We start from the raw sequence: 19759 nt of genomic DNA on the forward strand, positions 1-19759 counted from the left end.
AGCGGGTCCGGAATGCTTCTCGGCGCCTTTCAGGCGCACAATTGAAGCTTGTGTCTCTATCTAAATGTCTTTGGCACGAGTGCTTTGTCCTGCCAATATGGTTTTTGTCTGGAAAGGTGCAAGGGAAATGCGAATTTTATCGTAATTCTGGTTTCCTTATTGTTTCCTTGCGGCTTCGCGTTAGAAGAACCATATGGCCTGAAGCGCAAGAGCGGATGACAGAGGTTTTTATGGACAATATGGCGATAGCGGATCGCAGGCGGTTGCGCCGCAAGCTGACTTTCTGGCGGATTGCCGCCGTTCTTCTGCTCGTTGCCGGTTTCTTCGGCCTCTACCGTCTTTTCTGGGATGGACCGCAGCAGAGTGCGAAGCCCCATATTGCCCGCGTCGAGGTCTCTGGCCTGATCACCGACAATACCGAACTTCTCGAGCGGCTCGACAGGATCGCCAAGAGCGACAATGTCAAAGGACTGATCGTGTCGATTTCTTCGCCAGGCGGCACCACCTATGGCGGTGAGCGCATCTTTAAGGCCATTCGAGGGGTCGCAGAAAAGAAGCCGGTCGTTTCGGATGTGCGCACGCTCGCTGCCTCCGCAGGTTACATGATCGCATCGGCGGGCGATGTCATCGTTGCCGGCGAAACCTCGATCACCGGTTCGATCGGCGTGATCTTCCAATATCCCCAACTTGGCCAGTTGATGGACAAGCTCGGCGTCTCGTTGCAGGAAATCAAGTCGTCGCCGATGAAGGCGGAGCCTTCACCGTTCCACGAGGCGCCGGAAGAAGCAAAGACGATGATCCGCGCCATGGTGATGGACAGCTATGGCTGGTTTGTGGACCTTGTGGCAGATCGCCGCAAACTGCCACGCGAGGATGTGCTGAAACTGGCTGATGGATCGATCTATACCGGCCGTCAGGCTGTTGCCAACAGGCTGGTTGACACGCTCGGCGGCGAAAAGGAAATTCGCACCTATTTCGAAACCCGCGGTGTGGCAAAGGATTTGCCGATTGTCGAATGGCGTGCGCCGTCCTCCAATTCGCCTTTCGCGCTTTTCAGTGTTGCGCAAATAGCGAAGTTTCTGGGATATGACGATTTAATTCCCTTCGCAGGGCCTGGCCAGCTCGGTACGGACAAGTTGTTTCTTGACGGTCTTGTTTCCGTTTGGCAGGTTGAGCCGCGTTAAAAAGCCAATTCTTTCAGGGGGCAACCGTGATCAAATCTGAACTGGTGCAGATCGTTGCTGCGCGTAACCCGCACCTTTATCACCGTGACGTGGAAAACATCGTCAATGCGGTGCTGGATGAAATCACCGACGCTCTGGCGGCAGGAAATCGTGTTGAGCTCCGCGGTTTTGGCGCGTTTTCGGTGAAAAACCGTCCGTCGCGCTCGGGCCGGAACCCGCGCACGGGTGAATCGGTTTTCGTCGAGGAAAAATGGGTGCCCTTCTTCAAGACGGGTAAGGAACTGCGTGAACGCCTGAACCCCGGAATGGGTGACGAAGAGGACGATTGATCGTTCTTGACGCCGGCGACTGAAACGGAGCCGGCCTTCCTCGCGGCGATGGAGTATTTTCGGATGTCAAAAAAAATCATCAACCTCATCATCCTGCTTCCGCTGGCGATCATCCTCGTCATCCTGTGTGTTGCCAATCGTCAGTCCGTGACGTTGGCGCTCAACCCCTTCCGACCGGAAGACGGCGTTCTGTCCTTCACCGCGCCATTTTTCGTTTTCCTGTTTCTGGCGGTCATTTTTGGTGTGCTGCTTGGGTCTGCGGCCACCTGGTTCGCTCAGGGCAAACATCGCAAACGCGCCCGCATCGAGGCGAAGGAAGCCGTTCGCTGGCACGACGAGGCCAACCGTCAAAAGGCTGCCGCGGCCGGCCAGCTTCCACAGGCGGGACAACTCCCGGCAAAGTGATGGCGCCAGCATTGGTCCCGGCTCTAGTCGAGCGGCCTACGGAATGTTATTTGCTGGCGCGATAAGACGCGGGCAAAAGCGGAAAGATTTCCATTGAAGAAAAAAGACAGCCGGCCGGGCAATCGCGCGCGAGCCGGAAACGAGAAAAAACAGGTTCATGCCGCAAAGCCGGCGCGCCGCGCGGATGCCGCGCCGAAAAAGCGCGAGCCGGATGCGGTGCGCAGCGTGCAGAAGGCCGCACCGAAGGAAAAAACCGTTGTAGCCGCCGCCATCGAACAGGTTCCTGCGCGCGCACTGATGCAGCGCACCGGCGCACTGCCTGCGGAACAGGTTCCCGTCATTCTGGAATCGAGCGGCGCCGGTGATTTTCACCTCATCGATAGCGGCAACGGCCTGAAGCTCGAGCAATATGGCGACTATCGCATCGTCCGTCCCGAGGCGCAGGCGCTCTGGAGACCTTCGATCCCCGACCGCGTATGGCAGAATGCCGATGCCGTCTTTACCGGCGATACGGACGAGGACGGCATGGGCCGCTGGCGGTTTCCCAGGGAAGCGCTCGGAGAAACCTGGCCCCTGTCGCTCTTGGGCGTCGATTTTCTCGGTCGCTTCACGGCTTTCCGGCATGTTGGCGTCTTTCCCGAGCAGATCGTTCATTGGGAGTGGCTGAAACATTCCATCGAGACGGCTGACCGGCCGCTGAAGGTGCTTAATCTGTTCGGTTATACAGGCGTCGCCTCGTTGGTCGCGGCGGCTGCGGGCGCTGAAGTCACCCACGTCGATGCCTCCAAGAAGGCGATCGGCTGGGCCAAGGAAAATCAGGCCCTTGCCCGGCTCGAGCAGGCGCCGATCCGCTGGATCTGCGAAGACGCCATGAAGTTCATCCAGCGTGAGGAACGCCGCGGCAACAGCTACGATATCATCCTTACCGACCCGCCGAAGTTCGGCCGCGGGACCCACGGCGAGGTCTGGCAATTGTTCGACCATCTGCCTCTGATGCTGGACATCTGCCGGGAAATCCTGTCGCCCAAGGCGCTCGGCCTGGTGCTGACAGCCTATTCGATCAGGGCGAGCTTCTATTCAATGCATGAGCTGATGCGTGAAACCATGCGCGGCGCCGCTGGCGTCGTCACGTCCGGCGAACTTGTCATCCGTGAAGCCGGGCTGGACGGCAAGACGCCGGGCCGCGTGCTTTCCACATCGCTGTTCAGCCGCTGGGAGCCGAAATGAAGGATATGCGCGAAAATACAACGCGCCGGGTTGGTCAGGTCAAGGAAGTGACCAGCCTCGCCAATCCCATCATCAAGGACATTAAGGCGCTCACCCAGAAAAAGGGCAGGGAGGAGACCGGCACTTTCATGGCGGAAGGCCTGAAGCTGGTCATCGATGCCCTCGAACTCGGCTGGACGATAAAGACGCTGGTTTACGCCAAAGCCGCCAAGGGCAAGCCGCTGGTGGAGCAGGCGGCGGTGAAGACGGTCGCATCCGGCGGGCTGGTGCTCGAAGTCAGCGAAAAGGTCATCGCCTCGATCACCCGCCGCGACAATCCGCAAATGGTCGTTGGCATTTTCGAGCAGAAATGGAAGCCGCTGAAGGATATCCGGCCGGAAAAGGGCGAGACCTATATCGCACTCGACCGGGTTCGTGATCCCGGCAATCTCGGCACCATCATCCGCACAGCGGACGCGGCTGGTGCCTCGGGGGTCATTCTGGTCGGGGATTGCACGGACCCATTTTCGCTGGAAACGGTACGCGCCACCATGGGTTCGGTCTTCGCCACGCCCGTTGCGCGCGCCTCGGTCGAGGAATTCCTGTCCTGGAAAAAATCGGCACATGTCAGCGTCGTCGCCACCCATCTTGCCGGTTCTGTGGATTATCGAAAGATTGATTATGCCGGCAAGCCGGTCGTGATCCTGATGGGCAATGAACAATCCGGCCTTCCGCCGGAGCTTGCCGGCAAGGCCGACCAGCTGGCGCGCATTCCCCAGCAGGGTCGCGCAGACAGCCTTAATCTCGCCATCGCAACCGCCGTCATGCTGTTCGAAGCACGGCGACATCTCCTCGAACTCGCACCGGTGACGTAATGGCCAAGGCGGCATTGTTCTCGAAATTCGGCCCGGCCTTTGCCCTGATCGTCGCCGCGCTGGTGCTGGATCAAATCGTCAAGCAGCTGGTCGAGGCCTATCTGCCGCTGCAGGAGATGGTGCCTGTCGCGCCGTTTCTGGCGCTTTACCGCACCTACAATCTTGGTGTCGCCTTTTCCATGCTCGAAGACATGCACGGGTGGTTCATCGTCAGCATGCGGCTCGTCATCGTTGTCTTCGTTCTGTGGCTATGGCGCAAGACGGCTGCCGATCGCACCTTCGCCCATCTCGGTTTTGCCTTCATCATCGCCGGAGCAGCGGGTAATCTTCTCGACCGCTTCTTTTACGGTCACGTCATCGACTATATCCTGTTCCACACACAGACATGGTCCTTCGCTGTTTTCAACCTTGCTGACAGTTTCATAACCATCGGTGCAGGCTGCGTCATTCTCGACGAGTTTTTGCACGCCCGGGCGGCTAAAAAGTAAAATTTTACCGTTTCGGCCAAACATATCAAAACCGCTGCCGTGGTAGCGGTTGCCTATGAGCGAACTGGCAAAACTTCGGCAAAAAGTCTCGGATGGCCTTGGCCTGGCTGCCACGGCGGTGCAGCCTGCGGATCGTCTCGATACGACGGCACGCCCTGCAGATGAAGGACATGCGACCGGTACCGGGTCGATTGCGCTCTATGTCGCCGTGTCGTTATCGGTGGGGGCTTTTTCCGCTGCCCTTATCGCGCTTGCAGTGCCTTATGCTGTCACTGTTGCGATGGCGATCTTTTTCGGCGCAGTGCTCGTCGGTGTCCTTTTCCATGCGCTCTTTGATGAGTCTTTGCATCGGCCCGATGCCCTGGCTGCAGAAGCAGATCTCCGGCTGCGCCAGACGCAAAACCGGTCTCTGATTGCCGAAATGCAGGAGTTCATGGGCGATATAGTCGTGATCCGCGACATGAACCGGCGTATTGTCGAGGCGAATAGAGTGTTTCGCGAAATGACTGGCTGCACGGCCCCGGAAGGGTTGAGCTGCGAGGAAATCGGCATCGCTTTCCGCCCGGGCGAAAAGGTCCACGCTTATGATGTGGAGATCGCGACCCCGTTCGGCCAGCGCATCTTCTCCTGGCATGATGTCGTGACCCGCGATCTGGCAAGCAGCCGTCTTCACATCAGCAGCATCGCCCGAGATGTGACTGAGGAGCGGCTTGCACTTGCCGAAAGGGAAGATGCCCGCCTGCGCGCCGAAAAGGCCGAGGCGGAAAAGGCGAGGCTGCTTGCCACGGTAAGTCATGAAATCCGCCTGCCGCTTTCCGGCATGCTCGGCATGAACCATCTTCTGTCGCAGACGAAACTCAGCGACGAGCAGCGCAACTATCTCGATGGCATGCGGCAATCCGGCCAGTCGCTGGTGCAGCTGGTCGAGGATCTGCTGGATTATTCGACCATGGAGGCTGGTCGCTTCAGGCTCAATCCGCGCGCGGAGAACCTGCGGCGGCTGATTGAGAGCATCGTTGAGATGCTCGCCCATCGCGCCCATGAAAAAGGTATAGAGATTACATCCTTCGTTGCGCCTGAAGTACCCGATCATCTCGATTTCGATCCGGCGAGGCTGCGTCAGGTCCTCTTCAATCTCCTCGGCAATGCCGTCAAATTCACGCGGGAAGGCGGCGTCGTCATCCGGGCGCGCATGATTGGTGACGAATTGCACATCGCCGTCGAAGACACCGGCCCAGGCATGAGCCGGGCGGAACAGGCCCGTATTTTTGGGGAATTCGAACAGGCTGGCCCGTTGTCGCAGCGAAGCGCAGGCACGGGCCTTGGACTTGCGATCTCCGCCCGTATCGTGCGGGAATTCGGCGGCCGTCTCACGGTTTCCAGCCGCAAGGGCAAGGGTAGCACTTTCAGGCTGGCGTTTCGCCCGGGAGGCGCGCCTGCCGAGATGGCGGATCCGGCGCGGCGCCATTGCCTGCGACATACAAATGTCCTGCTCGTCGCACCAAGGGGTGTGGCGGCAGCGGTCACGATGGAGGCGATCGAGGCCTTCGGCGGGCAATGCACACTTATCCATCAGCCTGAAGATCTGGAAAAGCTGAGGAAGAGTTCCGCCATCGGGACCGCCCCCCTTACCGATGTCATCGTCGACCGGCGCATTTCGCCGTTGTTCAAAGATGCACTGAAGGATTGGCCGGACGGCAATGTCCGCCGCACGCTGCTCGTCAGCCCCGAAGAACGGCCGTCGACAATGCATGTGGCCTTCGACGCGTGGTTGATCCGGCCGCTGCGGGAAAAATCCCTGATCGACGTATTGTGCGGTCGTCTGCGCGGCATAGAGCGACGGGACGCCATCAACGACAACCACCCGGATGTGGGATTTTCCTCGCGGGTGGTGGAGGGAGCGAGCGGTATCGAGATACTCGTGGCGGAAGACGATGCTGTTAATCAGCGCATCATCCGCGCCGTTCTGGAAAAAAGCGGCTATATCGTCCGCGCCGTCGGGGATTTTGCGGCGTTGCGGCAATCTCTGGAGCAGGGCGTATCCCGTTTGCCTGATCTCATAGTCTCCGACCTCAACATGCCGGGCGGCGACGGGCTCCAAGCGCTCCCTGACCTCATCCATATGCTGCAAGGCGAAAGAAATATTCCTGTCATCGTGCTCAGCGGCGATACCAGTGACGCGACCGCCGAAATCCTGCTGAAGGCTGGTGTTGGCGCGATTTTGACGAAACCTGCCGACCCGCGACGGCTGGTTGAGGAAATCCGTCGTCTGCTGGAGGCGAAACGCCTGTCGCTATCGTAAATTGACAGACTCGCTCTGGCTGCATTTTGTCACTATTCTGTCGTTAAATAGTGATTTATGACAGGAAAATTCTTTGGTGGCGGAGCGATTCCCCATGGTTGCCGAAATCCTCAATCACGACATTTGTGAAAACAATGTTGTCATTACTCCTCGTCCGGAGACAGCTCAGGACAATGAGGGCCTTTTCGGTCGCATCGGCACGCTGGAAACCCGGCTTGCCAGAAATGAACGCGAGATTGATGCTGCGCAGTCCGTGCGGTACCGGGTGTTCGTCGATGAGATGAAGGCAAGGCTTCCGGCAGAAGCGATGCGGCGCCAGCGCGACTTCGACGCCTGGGACAGTGTGTGTGACCATCTGCTCGTGCTCGACAAGTCGATCGAGGGTGACAGCGAAGATCAGATCGTCGGCACCTATCGCCTGCTGCGTCAGGAAGTCGCGCTCGCCAATAATGGCTTTTATTCCGCCAGCGAATTCGACATCGCCGGTCTCGTTGCGCGCCACCCGGGCAAGCGCTTCATGGAGCTTGGCCGCTCCTGCGTGCTGCCGGAATATCGTACCAAGCGCACCGTCGAGCTTCTGTGGCAGGGCAACTGGTCCTACGCCGTCAAACACCGGATGGACGCCATGATCGGCTGCGCCTCCTTCCCGGGTGTGCAGCCGGAAGCACATGCGCTCGCCTTGTCTTTCCTGCACCATAACTGCCTTGCGAAGGGGGAGTGGGAGGCGGTTGCTCTTCCTGAGCTCTACCATGAAATGGACCTCGTTCCGGCAGAAGCCCTGAACGCCCGCAAGGCGCTGAACGCCATGCCGCCTCTGATCAAGGGTTATATGCGCCTCGGCGCCATGTTCGGCTCCGGCGCAGTGGTAGACCACGCCTTCAACACGACCGACGTGCTGGTGGTGCTGCCGGTTTCGTCGATCGCCGGCCGATACATCAGCTATTATGGCGGCGAGACCGAACGTATCAACGGCTGAGCGGGTTCTGCGTAGCCGGAGGGGATGTTCCTGTGGGCAGCGGTGCCGTGCGTGTTGTCTTGGAGTAGCCATTCCCGTTAGTGTCAGCGCTCCTTTTCCGCAACACGATATGACATCGGCAGGCCATTGACGGACGTTCTGACAACCGCTTCCCTGATCTCGGAAGAGAGCCGTGCGACGGCCACTCCGATGATGGAGCAATATATCGAAATCAAGGCGAACAATCCCGGTTCGCTGCTGTTCTACCGCATGGGCGATTTTTACGAATTGTTCTTTGACGATGCGGTGGAAGCTTCCCGCGCTCTCGGTATCACGCTGACGAAACGTGGCCAACACATGGGTCACGATATTCCCATGTGCGGCGTTCCCGTCCATGCTGCGGATGATTATCTCCAGAAGCTCATCATGCGCGGCTATCGCGTTGCCGTCTGCGAGCAGGTCGAAGACCCGGCCGAGGCGAAGAAGCGCGGATCGAAATCCGTGGTAAAACGCGATGTGGTGCGGCTTGTCACGCCTGGCACGCTCACCGAAGAAAAGCTGCTTTCGCCAACGGAATCCAACTATCTGATGGCGCTTGCTCGTATTCGCGGCAGTGCGGAGGCACAGTTCGCGCTTGCCTGGATTGATATTTCCACCGGCGTCTTCCGTCTGGCGGAAACGACGCTGACGCGGCTTCTTGCCGATATCTGGCGTATCGACCCGCGCGAGCTGATCGTTGCCGACAGCCTGTTCCACGACGAGGAATTGCGGCCGGTGTTCGATATGCTGGGCCGCGTGGCGGTGCCGCAGCCGGCCATTCTGTTCGACAGCGCTACGGCTGAAGGGCGGATCGCGCGTTACTTCAACGTCTCGACGCTCGATGGTTTCGGCACATTTTCGCGCGTGGAAATGGCCGCTGCCGCTGCCGCCGTTGCCTATGTCGAAAAAACGCAGATCGCCGAGCGCCCGCCGCTCGGCGCGCCGGAACGCGAAAGTGCTGCCTCCACGCTCTTCATCGATCCCGCGACCCGTGCCAATCTGGAGCTGGTGAAGACGCTCTCGGGTGAGAGGGACGGCTCGTTGCTGCATGCGCTGAACCGCACGGTCACTGGCGGCGGTGCGCGGCTTCTCGCCGAGCGGCTGATGTCACCCTTGACCGATCCGGAGAGGATCAATGCCCGTCTCGACGCGGTTGCTTATTTGATTGACGATGTCTCCCTCTGCGACGGTCTGCGCGATGCGCTGAAGCAGGTGGCCGATATGCCGCGCGCGCTTTCCCGCCTTGCGCTGGAGCGCGGCGGCCCGCGCGATCTCGGCGCGATCCGGCAGGGCTTGGCGTCGGCCGAGAGAATTGCCGCCATTCTCGATCAGGGGCTGTTGCCGGAGGAGCTTGCCTCAGCCCTTGCGGATCTGAAAGCCTTGCCGAGCGGGCTGGAAGCGATGCTCGGCTCGATGCTGGCCGACGATCTGCCGCTTCTGAAGCGCGATGGCGGCTTCCTGCGTGAGGGCGCCAATCCCGAACTCGATGAGGTGCGGGCGCTGCGCGATCAGTCGCGTCGGGTGATCGCCGGGCTGCAGCTGCAATATGCCGAGGAGACCGGCATCAAGTCGCTCAAGATCAAGCATAACAATGTGCTTGGCTATTTCATCGAGGTGACGGCGGGCAATGCCGATGTGATGACGGCGACCGACGAGGCGAAGGCCCGCTTCATCCACCGCCAGACGATGGCCGGTGCCATGCGTTTCACCACCACCGAGCTTGCCGATCTCGAAAGCCGCATCGCCAATGCTGCTGCCGAAGCCCTGACCATGGAGCTGGAAGCCTTCGAACGGATGGTCAAGGCGGTGGTGCAGCAGGCCGACGCGATCAAGGCCGGCGCGCTGGCGCTAGCGGTCATCGATGTCGCCTCGAGCCTGGCCTATCTCGCAACCGAACAGGCCTATTGCCGGCCGATCGTCGACGCCTCCATGACCTTTTCGATCAAGGGTGGGCGACACCCGGTTGTAGAACAGGCGCTCAGGCGGCAGTCAGCTGGGCCCTTCATCGCCAACAATTGCGACCTGTCGGCGGTCAATGGCGGCAAGAACGGCGCGATCTGGCTGCTCACCGGTCCCAACATGGGCGGTAAATCGACCTTCCTGCGCCAGAATGCGCTGATCGCCATCCTTGCGCAGATCGGTTCCTTCGTGCCGGCGGAAGCTGCCCATATCGGCGTTGTGGACCGGTTGTTTTCGCGTGTCGGCGCGTCTGACGATCTGGCGCGTGGCCGCTCGACCTTCATGGTGGAGATGGTGGAAACTGCCGCCATCCTCAATCAGGCGACGGACCGCTCGCTGGTCATTCTGGACGAGATCGGCCGGGGCACGGCGACCTTCGACGGACTTTCCATCGCCTGGGCGTCGGTGGAGCACCTGCATGAGGTCAATCGCTGCCGTGGTCTTTTTGCCACCCACTTCCATGAGTTGACGGTGCTCTCGGAAAAACTCGGCCGCCTTTCCAATGCCACGATGCGGGTGAAGGAGTGGGAAGGTGACGTCATCTTCCTGCACGAAGTCGGACCGGGCGCTGCGGATCGTTCCTACGGCATTCAGGTCGCACGGCTTGCGGGCTTGCCGGCTTCGGTGGTGGAACGCGCCCGCGAGGTGCTGACGAAGCTCGAAGATGCCGACCGCAAGAACCCGGCAAGCCAGCTGATTGATGATCTCCCGCTGTTCCAGATCGCGGTTCGCCGCGAGGAAACGCGCAAGGCAGTACCATCAAAGGTGGAGGAAGCCCTGAAAAGCTTCAATCCGGACGAAATGACACCGCGTGAGGCATTGGACGCGCTCTATGCGTTGAAGAAAGAACTTGGCAAGGCTTGAAGGCATAGAGTGCCTGTCCATAGCCTCTGAAACTCTTTATAGGACACTCCCATCGCAAGCGGTGGGGTTCCCACAGGACACGGATAACGGCATAGATGGCCATCAAGGACCTGGATTTTTCCGACATTCTCGATGTATCGGCGCTGAAGCGAGACTGCGACGTCATCTTCAGGGAAGACGGCAAACGCATAGCCGATATCAAGTCCGATTTACTGCCGATCTTCCGCAAGGCCAGTACGGAAGGCCGGGAAAAGGCCAGGGAACTGCTCAAGGCCGATGGCAGCGGTATTGATTGCGCCCGTCGCATCTCCTGGCTGCAGGATCGGCTGATCGAAACGCTCTATGATCTCTCCTGCCAATACGTCTATCCGAAAGATGCGCCGCAGATCGCTGTCGCCGCGGTTGGCGGTTATGGACGCGGCACGCTGGCGCCGGGATCGGATATCGACCTCCTGTTCCTGCTTCCCACCAAGAACACGCCTGACATGCACAAGGCCGTGGAGTTCGTTCTCTATCTCCTCTGGGATCTCGGCTTCAAGGTCGGCCACGCCACCCGCACCGTGGATGAATGCATTAGGCTTTCCAAATCCGACATGACGATCCGCACCGCTATTTTGGAAGTGCGGGCGATCTGCGGCAAGAAATCCCTGACCGACGATCTCGAAAAACGCTTCGAGTCAGAAGTCGTCACCGGAACTGGCCCGGAATTCATCGCCGCCAAGCTCGCCGAGCGTGACCAGCGCCACCGCAAGGCCGGCGATACGCGTTATCTGGTGGAGCCGAACGTCAAGGAAGGTAAGGGCGGCTTGCGTGACCTGCACACGCTGTTCTGGATTGCCAAATATTATTATCACGTTCGCGACACGGCCGATCTGGTGAAGCTCGGTGTCCTGTCGAGATCCGAACTGAAACTGTTCGAAAAGGCGGATGATTTTCTCTGGGCCGTCCGTTGCCAGATGCATTTCATCACCGGCAAGGCGGAAGAACGCCTTTCCTTCGATATTCAGCGCGAAATTGCCGATGCGCTGAACTATCAGCCGCGCCCCGGCCTCTCCGCCGTCGAGCGCTTCATGAAGCACTATTTCCTCGTCGCAAAAGATGTCGGTGATCTCACCCGCATCGTCTGCGCCGGGCTGGAAGACAGGCAGGCGAAGGACGTGCCGGGCCTTTCCGGCGTGCTCAGCCGTTTTGCCCATCGCGTGCGTAAAATCCCTGGCTCGGTGGAATTCGTCGAGGACCGGGGGCGCATCGCGCTCGCGAAGCCTGATGTGTTCAAGAACGATCCGGTCAATCTCATCCGGCTCTTTCACATCGCCGATATCAACAATCTCGAACTGCACCCCGATGCCTTGCGCGTGGTCACCCGTTCGCTTTCGCTCATCAATGACGAGCTGCGGGAAAACGAGGAAGCAAACCGGCTTTTCCTGTCGATCCTCACCTCGCGGCGCGATCCGGCGCTGACGTTGCGCCGTATGAACGAGGCAGGCGTGCTCGGCAAATTCATCCCCGAATTCGGCAAGATCGTCGCGATGATGCAGTTCAACATGTATCATCATTACACGGTGGACGAGCATCTCATTCGTTCTGTCGGCGTGCTGTCGGAAGTGGATAAGGGAACGGCTGTCGATGCCCATCCGCTCGCCAATCAGTTGATGCCCGGCGTCGAGGAACGCGAGGCGCTTTATGTGGCGGTACTGCTGCACGATGTCGCCAAGGGCCGGCAGGAAGATCATTCGATCGCCGGTGCCCGCGTCGCCCGCAAGCTCTGCCAGCGCTTCCGTCTCACCGGCAAGCAGACCGAAACCGTCGTTTGGCTTATCGAGCAGCATCTTCTGATGTCCATGGTTGCCCAGACGCGCGACCTGCACGACCGCAAGACCATCACCGATTTTGCCGACAAGGTGCAATCCATGGAGCGGCTGAAGATGCTGCTCATCCTGACCGTCTGCGATATCAGGGCTGTCGGTCCGGGTGTGTGGAATGGCTGGAAGGGCCAGCTGCTGCGCTCGCTCTATTATGAGACGGAACTGCTTCTCTCCGGCGGTTTCTCGGAAGTTTCGCGCAAGGAGCGCGCGCAGATTGCCCGGCAGGCGCTCTACGACGCCCTTGATGACTGGGGCCAGAAGGCGCGGCGCAAATACACCAAGCTGCATTACGAGCCTTATCTCCTGACGGTGGCGCTGGAAGATCAGGTGCGACACACCCGCTTCATCCGCGAGGCGGACAAGCAGGAAAAGGCGCTCTCGACCATGGTGCGCACCCATTCCTTCCACGCCATCACGGAAATCACCGTTCTGGCGCCCGACCATCCGCGCCTGCTTTCGATCATAACCGGCGCCTGCGCCGCGGCCGGCGCCAACATTGCCGATGCGCAGATTTTCACCACCTCCGATGGGCGGGCGCTCGATACGATCCTCATCAACCGCGAATTTCCGATCGACGAGGACGAGACGCGGCGCGGCAACAATGTCGGCAAACTGATCGAGGAAGTACTCTCCGGCAAGCAGCGCCTGCCGGAAATGATCGCCACGCGCACCAAGAGCCGGAAGAAAAAGAGCGCCTTCACCATTCCGCCTTCGGTGACGATCTCGAATGGCTTGTCCAACAAGTTCACCGTCATCGAGGTCGAGTGCCTCGACCGGCCGGGGCTTCTGGCCGACATGACGGCTGTCATCGCCGACCTGTCACTCGACATTCACTCCGCCCGCATCACGACATTTGGTGAAAAAGTCATCGATACCTTCTACGTCACTGATCTCTTCGGTCAGAAGGTGACGAACGACAACCGGCAGGCCAGCATCGCGCAACGTTTGAAGGCGGTCATGAGCGAGCAGGAAGACGAATTGCGCGACCGCATGCCAAACGGCATCATCGCCCATCCAGACGTGGCGGCGCTGCCGGCCGCGCGCACGGCAAAGGCTTGAAAGTCCCATGAGTCTCATCGGCAAGTTCGCCACAGTCGGCACAGCCACGCTCGGCAGCCGCATCTTCGGCTTCCTGCGCGAAACGCTGATGGCAGCCGCCGTCGGCACCGGGCCGGTGGCGGATGCTTTCAACGCCGCTTTCCGCTTTCCCAATACCTTCCGGCGGCTTTTCGCCGAGGGTGCATTCAACTCTGCCTTCGTGCCGCTTTTCGCCAAGGAAATCGAAGCGAATGGCATGGAAGGCGCAAGGCGCTTTTCGGAAGAGGTCTTCGGCGTCCTATTCACGGTGCTGCTGGCCTTGACGATCCTGATGGAACTGTCGATGCCTTTCATCGTGCGCACGGTGATTGCTCCCGGTTTCGTCGATGACCCGGTGAAGTTCGAAAACACCATCCACCTTGCCACCATCATGTTCCCCTATCTCGCCTGCATGTCGCTGGCGGCGATGATGGGCGGCATGCTGAACTCTCTGCACCGCTATTTTGCGGCTGCTATTGCTCCCGTTTTCCTCAACATCATTCTCATCGGCGTGCTCGCGCTGGCATGGTGGAAAAATTACGATCCGCTTCAGGTCGGTTACGCGCTCTCATGGGGCGTGATGGCGGCAGGTCTTGTGCAGCTCGCCATCGTCTGGATTGCGGTGCGCAATGCCGGCATGCGCATTGGTTTCCGCAGACCACGGCTGACCAAGAACGTGCAGCGTCTTCTGGTCCTTGCCCTGCCGGCAGCCATCACCGGCGGCATTACCCAGATCAATCTGCTTATCAACACCAACATCGCTTCCGGCGGCGAAGGCGTCATATCCTCGCTTGCCTATGCGGACCGAATCTATCAACTGCCGCTCGGCGTCGTCGGCATTGCTGTTGCCACGGTGCTCCTGCCGGAACTGGCGCGGGCGCTGCGCGGCGGCCATATGGTGGAGGCCGGAAGCCTGCAGAACCGCTCGGTCGAGTTCGTGCTGTTCCTAACCCTGCCCGCTGCCGCGGCACTTCTCGTCATGGCCGAACCCATCGTTCGTTTCCTTTACGAGCGCGGCAATTTCTCGCCCTCGGCCACCTTCACCGTTGCGCAAATTCTTGGCATCTACGGTCTGGGCCTGCCGGCTTTCGTGCTCATCAAGGCCTTTATTCCGGGCTTCTTCGCGCGCGAGGATACCCGCACGCCAATGATTTTCGCGGCGATTTCGGTTGTCGTGAATGTCTCGCTGGCACTGACGCTCTTCCCGCGCCTCGGCGGTCCCGGCATCGCCATTGCCGAAATCACCGCCGGCTGGGTGAATGCCGCCCTGCTGTTCGGCATGCTTTTGTGGCGCGGTCACTGGCACCTGGATATTCCGCTACTCACCCGTATCCCGCGCCTGCTCCTGGCCGCGGCACTGATGGCCGTATTTGTGCATTATGCGCTGACGTGGCTGACCTTCGAGCTGTCTTCCGCCTCGTCCATTTTCGTGCGGGCCGGCACGATCATGGGCCTCGTCTTTGCCGCCATGCTGGTTTATTTCGTCCTGGCTTTCGTGTCTGGAGGTGCCGACATCGGCATGGTGAAGCGGGCCGTCCGCAAGCGCGGAAAAAAGAACGTCGAGACGGAGGCTGGCTGATGTCCTTTGCTGAAAACCGCCGCATCGCCCTCGTTACCCTCGTGGTTGATAATTACGATCGGGCGAAAGCGTTTTATTGCGATGTTCTCGGCTTCGAGTGCCTCTCCGATCAGCCACTGGACGACGGCAAGAGGTGGCTGGTGGTCAAGCCGCGGGGCGCTGACGGTGGCGCCCTTCTGCTCGCCGAGGCCGATGGTGAAGAGCAGCGCCTTGCCATCGGCAACCAGACCGGCGGCCGTGTCGGATTTTTCCTGCATACCGACAATTTCCATCGCGATTATGAGACGATGCTTGCCCGCGGCGTGCGCTTTGTGGAACAGCCTCGCCATGAGGTTTACGGTTCCGTTGCGGTCTTTGTCGATCCCTATGGAAATCGTTGGGATCTTCTGGAGCCGCGCGGCTGACAGGCCCTGAAAGCGCTTGATTGCGAGGGGCTGCGGGTGCATAAGCGCGCGTGCAATTCCAATCACGGGGCGGGGCCCTCCACAAGCCTTTTCGAGGACGACAATGAACGCATTCAAGCCGCTGGTTTTCTCGGGCGTCCAGCCGACCGGCAATCTGCATCTCGGCAATTATCTCGGCGCGATCCGCAAATTCGTGGCGCTGCAGGAAGATAATGATTGCATCTATTGCGTCGTCGACATGCACGCCATCACCGCCCAGCTCGTTCACTCGGACCTGAAGGCGCAGACCCGCTCTATCGCGGCCGCCTTCATCGCCTCGGGCATTGATCCGGTGAAGCATATCGTCTTCAACCAGTCGGCCGTGCCGCAGCATGCGGAACTGGCCTGGGTGTTCAACTGCGTGGCGCGCATCGGCTGGATGGAGCGGATGACGCAGTTCAAGGACAAGTCCGGCAAGAATGCCGAACAGGTGTCGCTCGGCCTCCTTGCGTATCCGAGCCTGATGGCTGCCGACATTCTCGTTTATCGTGCCACCCATGTTCCTGTTGGTGACGACCAGAAACAGCATCTGGAACTCGCCCGCGACATCGCCCAGAAATTCAACATCGATTTCAGCGACCATATCCGCAAGGCGGGCCTCGGGCTCGATATAACGGTCGGCGATGAGCCGGTGCACGCCTATTTCCCGATGGTGGAGCCGTTGATCGGCGGTCCGGCCCCGCGCGTGATGTCGTTGAAGGACGGCACCAAGAAGATGTCGAAGTCCGACCCGTCCGATCTGTCGCGCATCAACCTGATGGATGATGTCGATGCCATCTCGAAGAAGATCAAGAAGGCAAAGACCGATCCTGATGCGCTGCCGAGCGAAGTGGAAGGCCTCAAAGGTCGCCCCGAGGCCGACAACCTCGTTGGCATCTATGCCGCGCTTTCCGACAAGACGAAGGCCGAGGTTCTTTCCGAATTTGGCGGACAACAGTTCTCGGCTTTCAAGCCGGCCCTGGTCGAGCTCGCGGTGAATGTGCTGGCCCCCGTCAACAATGAGATGCGCCGCCTTCTCGATGACCCGACCCATATCGACGCCATCCTCAAGCAGGGCGGCGAACGGGCGGGCGCCATTGCCGAAAAGACCATGAACGAGGTGCGCGACATCATCGGCTTCCTGCGCTGACAGGTCGCCGCTGCTCGAATGCGTCGGGTGGTTTGCGCCTGTCGTGATTTGATATAATCTCCGCCCGAACCGTCGGGCGGTTTACGGATCACGGCGGACCTAGGGAGTGCAGAATGGTTTCAAAACGGCTGTCGCGTCTGGAAGGGCATCGGCGCAAGTTTCTTGCAGTTATCGATGACACGCCGGAATGCGAGAGGGCCGTGCACTATGCCGGTCGTCGCGCCAAGAACTCCAATGGCGGACTGGTGCTGCTTTACATGATCCCGGAAGGCGATTTCCAGCAGTGGCTTGGCGTCGAGCAGATCATGCGGGCCGAGGCGCGCGAGGAGGCGGAAGCCACGCTTGCCAAGATCGCCCAGAAGGTGCGCGAGACGATCGGCATCGAGCCGGAAGCGGTGATCCGCGAAGGCAGCGCCACCGAGCAGATCCACGGGCTGATCGAGGAAGACCGCGATATCGCCATTCTCGTTCTGGCGGCGGGATCGACGAAGGAAGGTCCGGGACCGCTCGTTTCCTCCATCGCCGGGCGAGGGGCAGCCTTCCCGATCCCCGTCACCGTGTTGCCGGATACTTTGTCCGATGAGGAAATCGACGCTCTCTGCTGATCCGGTTTCGGGCGAGATTCAGGGCCTGACGATTTCTTGAATGTAATTATCATGTCAGGGCTTGAAGTGTAGCTTCGCCGGGCGTATTTTTTGGAAGAATTCTAAATTGCGGGGCGTGAACGGCGACCTCGAAGGAGACAGACGATGTTCATTCAGACGGAAGCCACGCCGAACCCGACAACGCTGAAGTTCCTGCCGGGCAAGGTCGTGCTCGAAAGCGGAACGGTGGAGTTCCTCAACCCGTCGCAGGCCCAGGCTTCGCCGCTGGCAGAGCGCCTCTTCATGATACCGGGTGTGACCGGCGTTTATTTCGGTTTCGATTTCATCACCGTCACCAAGGACGGCGCGGAATGGCAGCACCTGAAGCCCGCCATTCTGGGCGCGATCATGGAACACTTCATGTCCGGACGCCCGATCATGGGCACTGCCATTGCGGCCGAAGTATCGGATGAGGAAGGCGAGTTCTTCGAAGAGGGTGATGAAACCATCGTCGCCACCATCAAGGAACTGCTGGAAACCCGCGTCCGTCCCGCCGTGGCGCAGGACGGCGGCGACATCACCTTCCGCGGCTTCCGCGACGGCACTGTGTTCCTGAACATGAAGGGCGCGTGCTCGGGCTGCCCATCCTCCACCGCCACGCTGAAGCATGGTGTTCAGAATCTGCTTCGCCATTTCGTGCCGGAAGTGCGCGAAGTCGAAGCGGTATAATGCTGTAAAGCCAGATCATGATTGTTCTCGCACTCGACACCGCAGGTGTGGATTGTTCCGCCTGTATCTATGACAGCACCTCGGACAGGGTGCTTGGAGAAGTCTGCGAAACAATTGGAAAGGGCCATGCCGAAAGGCTTATGGCCGTGATCGATGGAGGCTTGGAGCAGGCGCAACTGTCGCTGCGGAATGTCGGGCGTATTGCCGTGACCATCGGCCCCGGGTCCTTCACGGGCATCCGGGTCGGTGTTGCCGCGGCGCGCGGTTTCGCCCTGTCGCTCGGCGTCGAGGCCGTCGGCGTCACCACGCTTGAAACGCTCGCCCTGCATCATCTGCTGCAAAACCCCGACCGGCCAGTGGCGGTCGGTCTGGATGCCAAGCGTGGCGAAACCTATCTCCAGACATTCGGCATGGACGGATTACCACTCAACGAGGCGGCGCTTCTGTCTCTGGATGACGCCAAGAGTGTTCTTTCCGGTTTTAATGGTTCCGTCATCGGCTCCGCCGCTCCGCTGTTTGCAGGAGAGGAAAGCGGGTCCGGGCCGGACCACTTTCCGATTGCCTCCGTTGCCCGTGCTGGCGCGCGCAAGCCGGAAGGGCAGGCGAAACCGGCACCGCTTTATCTGCGTGGGCCGGATGCCCGGCCACAAACCGGTTTTGCGCTGGCACGTCAGGACGTTGCCTGATACGGCATGCATGAGTGCATGTTTCTGATTCCCGATTCCTGTTATGTTTGACGAATATCTAAGCTGGAAGCCCTATTTCGAGATCGTGCCGATGCAGCATGAGGATTGCGCCGCGGTTGCGGAACTGCATTCACTGCGCTTTCCGCGCCCGTGGAACGACGGGGAGTTTTCGGGACTGCTGACGCAGGGATCGGTTTTCGGTGCCGTTGCCCGGCAGACAAACGCCTTTTTCAGCAAGCCGCTCGGTGGATTCGTGCTGGCGAGGGAAGTGGCGGGCGAAGCTGAAATCCTGACCGTGGCCGTTGCCGACAAGTTCGCACGTGCGGGTCTCGGCTGGCGTTTGATGCAGTCGGCCATCCGCGAGGCGATGATGCGCGGCGCAGAAACCATGTTCCTTGAAGTTGATAATAACAACGCGTCCGCTCTGGGTCTTTACAGGAAGCTCGGGTTCAAAACCGTCGCGGAACGCAAGGCCTATTACACCGCCAAGGATGGAACGAAGTCGACGGCGCTTGTCATGCGCCGCGATCTTCGCTAGTTCCCTGCGACAGGCATTTTTTCGGCGAAAGCCGCAAACCGGAATTCTCAAAAGGCCATAAGACGTGACAGACCTTTCGAAAACGCTGGAGGAGCTTTGTGCCGAACGCGGTATGCGGATGACCGATCAACGCCGTGTTATCGCCCGCGTCCTTCAGGAATCGGCCGACCATCCAGATGTCGAGGAGCTTTACCGCCGTTCCTCCGCCGTGGACCCGCGCATCTCGATTTCCACCGTCTATAGAACGGTGAAGCTGTTCGAGGATGCCGGCATCATCGAGCGTCACGATTTTCGCGACGGCCGTTCACGCTACGAGACCGTGCCTGAAGAGCATCACGATCACCTGATCGACCTGAAGAATGGCGTCGTCATTGAATTTCACTCGGCCGAGATCGAAGCTCTGCAGGAGAAGATCGCCCGCGAACACGGCTTCAGGCTCGTGGATCACCGGCTGGAACTTTACGGCGTGCCATTGAAGCCTGGCGAACACTGAGACGCCGGTGAACAAGCGGGCGTTCCCATC

The 19759-nt window shown here is 59.8% G+C and carries 17 protein-coding genes and 1 pseudogene; all 18 read left to right on the top strand.

What is annotated here, in order from left to right; all coding sequences use genetic code 11:
- The first annotated feature begins 230 nt into the window (after positions 1 to 230).
- The 18 genes and pseudogenes from sppA to AGR2A_RS03130 all read left to right on the top strand — a co-directional run bounded on the left by sppA (position 231) and on the right by AGR2A_RS03130 (position 19729).
- The gene (gene sppA, locus AGR2A_RS03045) at positions 231 to 1184 is read left to right on the top strand and encodes a signal peptide peptidase SppA (protein ID WP_072494850.1); all 954 of its coding nucleotides are present in this window, start codon (positions 231 to 233) and stop codon (positions 1182 to 1184) included.
- 23 nt (positions 1185 to 1207) lie between these two features.
- A pseudogene (locus AGR2A_RS03050) lies at positions 1208 to 1513 on the top strand (integration host factor subunit beta); the annotation flags it as partial.
- 63 nt (positions 1514 to 1576) lie between these two features.
- A complete protein-coding gene (locus tag AGR2A_RS03055; RefSeq protein ID WP_004439562.1) occupies positions 1577 to 1918 on the top strand; it encodes a LapA family protein in 342 nt (113 codons plus the stop codon).
- A gap of 93 nt (positions 1919 to 2011) precedes the next feature.
- Complete coding sequence (locus AGR2A_RS03060) at positions 2012 to 3145, top strand: class I SAM-dependent methyltransferase (protein ID WP_072493871.1); 1134 nt, start codon at positions 2012 to 2014, stop codon at positions 3143 to 3145.
- Positions 3142 to 3999 (top strand): TrmH family RNA methyltransferase, encoded by an 858-nt coding sequence (locus AGR2A_RS03065; protein ID WP_004439569.1) that lies wholly within the window; start codon positions 3142 to 3144, stop codon positions 3997 to 3999. The genes AGR2A_RS03060 and AGR2A_RS03065 overlap by 4 nt, the downstream gene beginning before the upstream one ends.
- Positions 3999 to 4487 (top strand): signal peptidase II, encoded by a 489-nt coding sequence (gene lspA, locus AGR2A_RS03070; protein WP_004439571.1) that lies wholly within the window; start codon positions 3999 to 4001, stop codon positions 4485 to 4487. The genes AGR2A_RS03065 and lspA overlap by 1 nt, the downstream gene beginning before the upstream one ends.
- Before the next feature lie 55 nt (positions 4488 to 4542).
- Positions 4543 to 6789 carry a hybrid sensor histidine kinase/response regulator gene (locus AGR2A_RS03075; RefSeq protein WP_072493872.1) on the top strand — a complete coding sequence of 749 codons (2247 nt, stop codon included), beginning with the start codon at positions 4543 to 4545 and terminating at the stop codon, positions 6787 to 6789.
- 94 nt (positions 6790 to 6883) lie between these two features.
- Positions 6884 to 7765, top strand: a complete 882-nt coding sequence (locus AGR2A_RS03080) for a GNAT family N-acetyltransferase (protein WP_072493873.1) — start codon at positions 6884 to 6886, stop codon at positions 7763 to 7765.
- Positions 7766 to 7954: 189 nt separating this feature from the next.
- Entirely contained in the window at positions 7955 to 10606 is a 2652-nt protein-coding gene (gene mutS, locus AGR2A_RS03085) for a DNA mismatch repair protein MutS (RefSeq protein ID WP_080823005.1), read from the top strand.
- A 95-nt stretch (positions 10607 to 10701) separates the two neighbouring features.
- Positions 10702 to 13530: a [protein-PII] uridylyltransferase gene (locus AGR2A_RS03090; protein WP_035206692.1), complete on the top strand. Its 2829-nt coding sequence runs from the start codon at positions 10702 to 10704 to the stop codon at positions 13528 to 13530.
- Positions 13531 to 13537: 7 nt separating this feature from the next.
- Positions 13538 to 15127 carry a murein biosynthesis integral membrane protein MurJ gene (gene murJ, locus AGR2A_RS03095; protein ID WP_034496109.1) on the top strand — a complete coding sequence of 530 codons (1590 nt, stop codon included), beginning with the start codon at positions 13538 to 13540 and terminating at the stop codon, positions 15125 to 15127.
- Positions 15127 to 15531, top strand: a complete 405-nt coding sequence (locus AGR2A_RS03100; protein WP_045532956.1) for a VOC family protein — start codon at positions 15127 to 15129, stop codon at positions 15529 to 15531. Before murJ ends, AGR2A_RS03100 begins: the two co-directional genes overlap by 1 nt.
- 103 nt (positions 15532 to 15634) lie before the next feature.
- A complete protein-coding gene (trpS, locus tag AGR2A_RS03105; protein WP_072493875.1) occupies positions 15635 to 16699 on the top strand; it encodes a tryptophan--tRNA ligase in 1065 nt (354 codons plus the stop codon).
- A 113-nt stretch (positions 16700 to 16812) separates the two neighbouring features.
- Entirely contained in the window at positions 16813 to 17304 is a 492-nt protein-coding gene (locus tag AGR2A_RS03110) for a universal stress protein (protein ID WP_003503758.1), read from the top strand.
- Between the two features lie 144 nt (positions 17305 to 17448).
- Positions 17449 to 18012 carry a NifU family protein gene (locus tag AGR2A_RS03115; protein WP_006698903.1) on the top strand — a complete coding sequence of 188 codons (564 nt, stop codon included), beginning with the start codon at positions 17449 to 17451 and terminating at the stop codon, positions 18010 to 18012.
- Positions 18013 to 18029: 17 nt separating this feature from the next.
- Entirely contained in the window at positions 18030 to 18698 is a 669-nt protein-coding gene (tsaB, locus tag AGR2A_RS03120; protein WP_072493876.1) for a tRNA (adenosine(37)-N6)-threonylcarbamoyltransferase complex dimerization subunit type 1 TsaB, read from the top strand.
- Between the two features lie 43 nt (positions 18699 to 18741).
- The gene (locus AGR2A_RS03125; RefSeq protein WP_072493877.1) at positions 18742 to 19236 is read left to right on the top strand and encodes a GNAT family N-acetyltransferase; all 495 of its coding nucleotides are present in this window, start codon (positions 18742 to 18744) and stop codon (positions 19234 to 19236) included.
- Positions 19237 to 19300: 64 nt separating this feature from the next.
- Positions 19301 to 19729 (top strand): Fur family transcriptional regulator, encoded by a 429-nt coding sequence (locus AGR2A_RS03130; protein ID WP_004439602.1) that lies wholly within the window; start codon positions 19301 to 19303, stop codon positions 19727 to 19729.
- Positions 19730 to 19759: the final 30 nt, after the last annotated feature.

The sequence above is a fragment of the Agrobacterium genomosp. 2 str. CFBP 5494 genome, assembly GCF_900013495.1.
Classification (GTDB): Bacteria; Pseudomonadota; Alphaproteobacteria; order Rhizobiales; family Rhizobiaceae; genus Agrobacterium; species Agrobacterium pusense.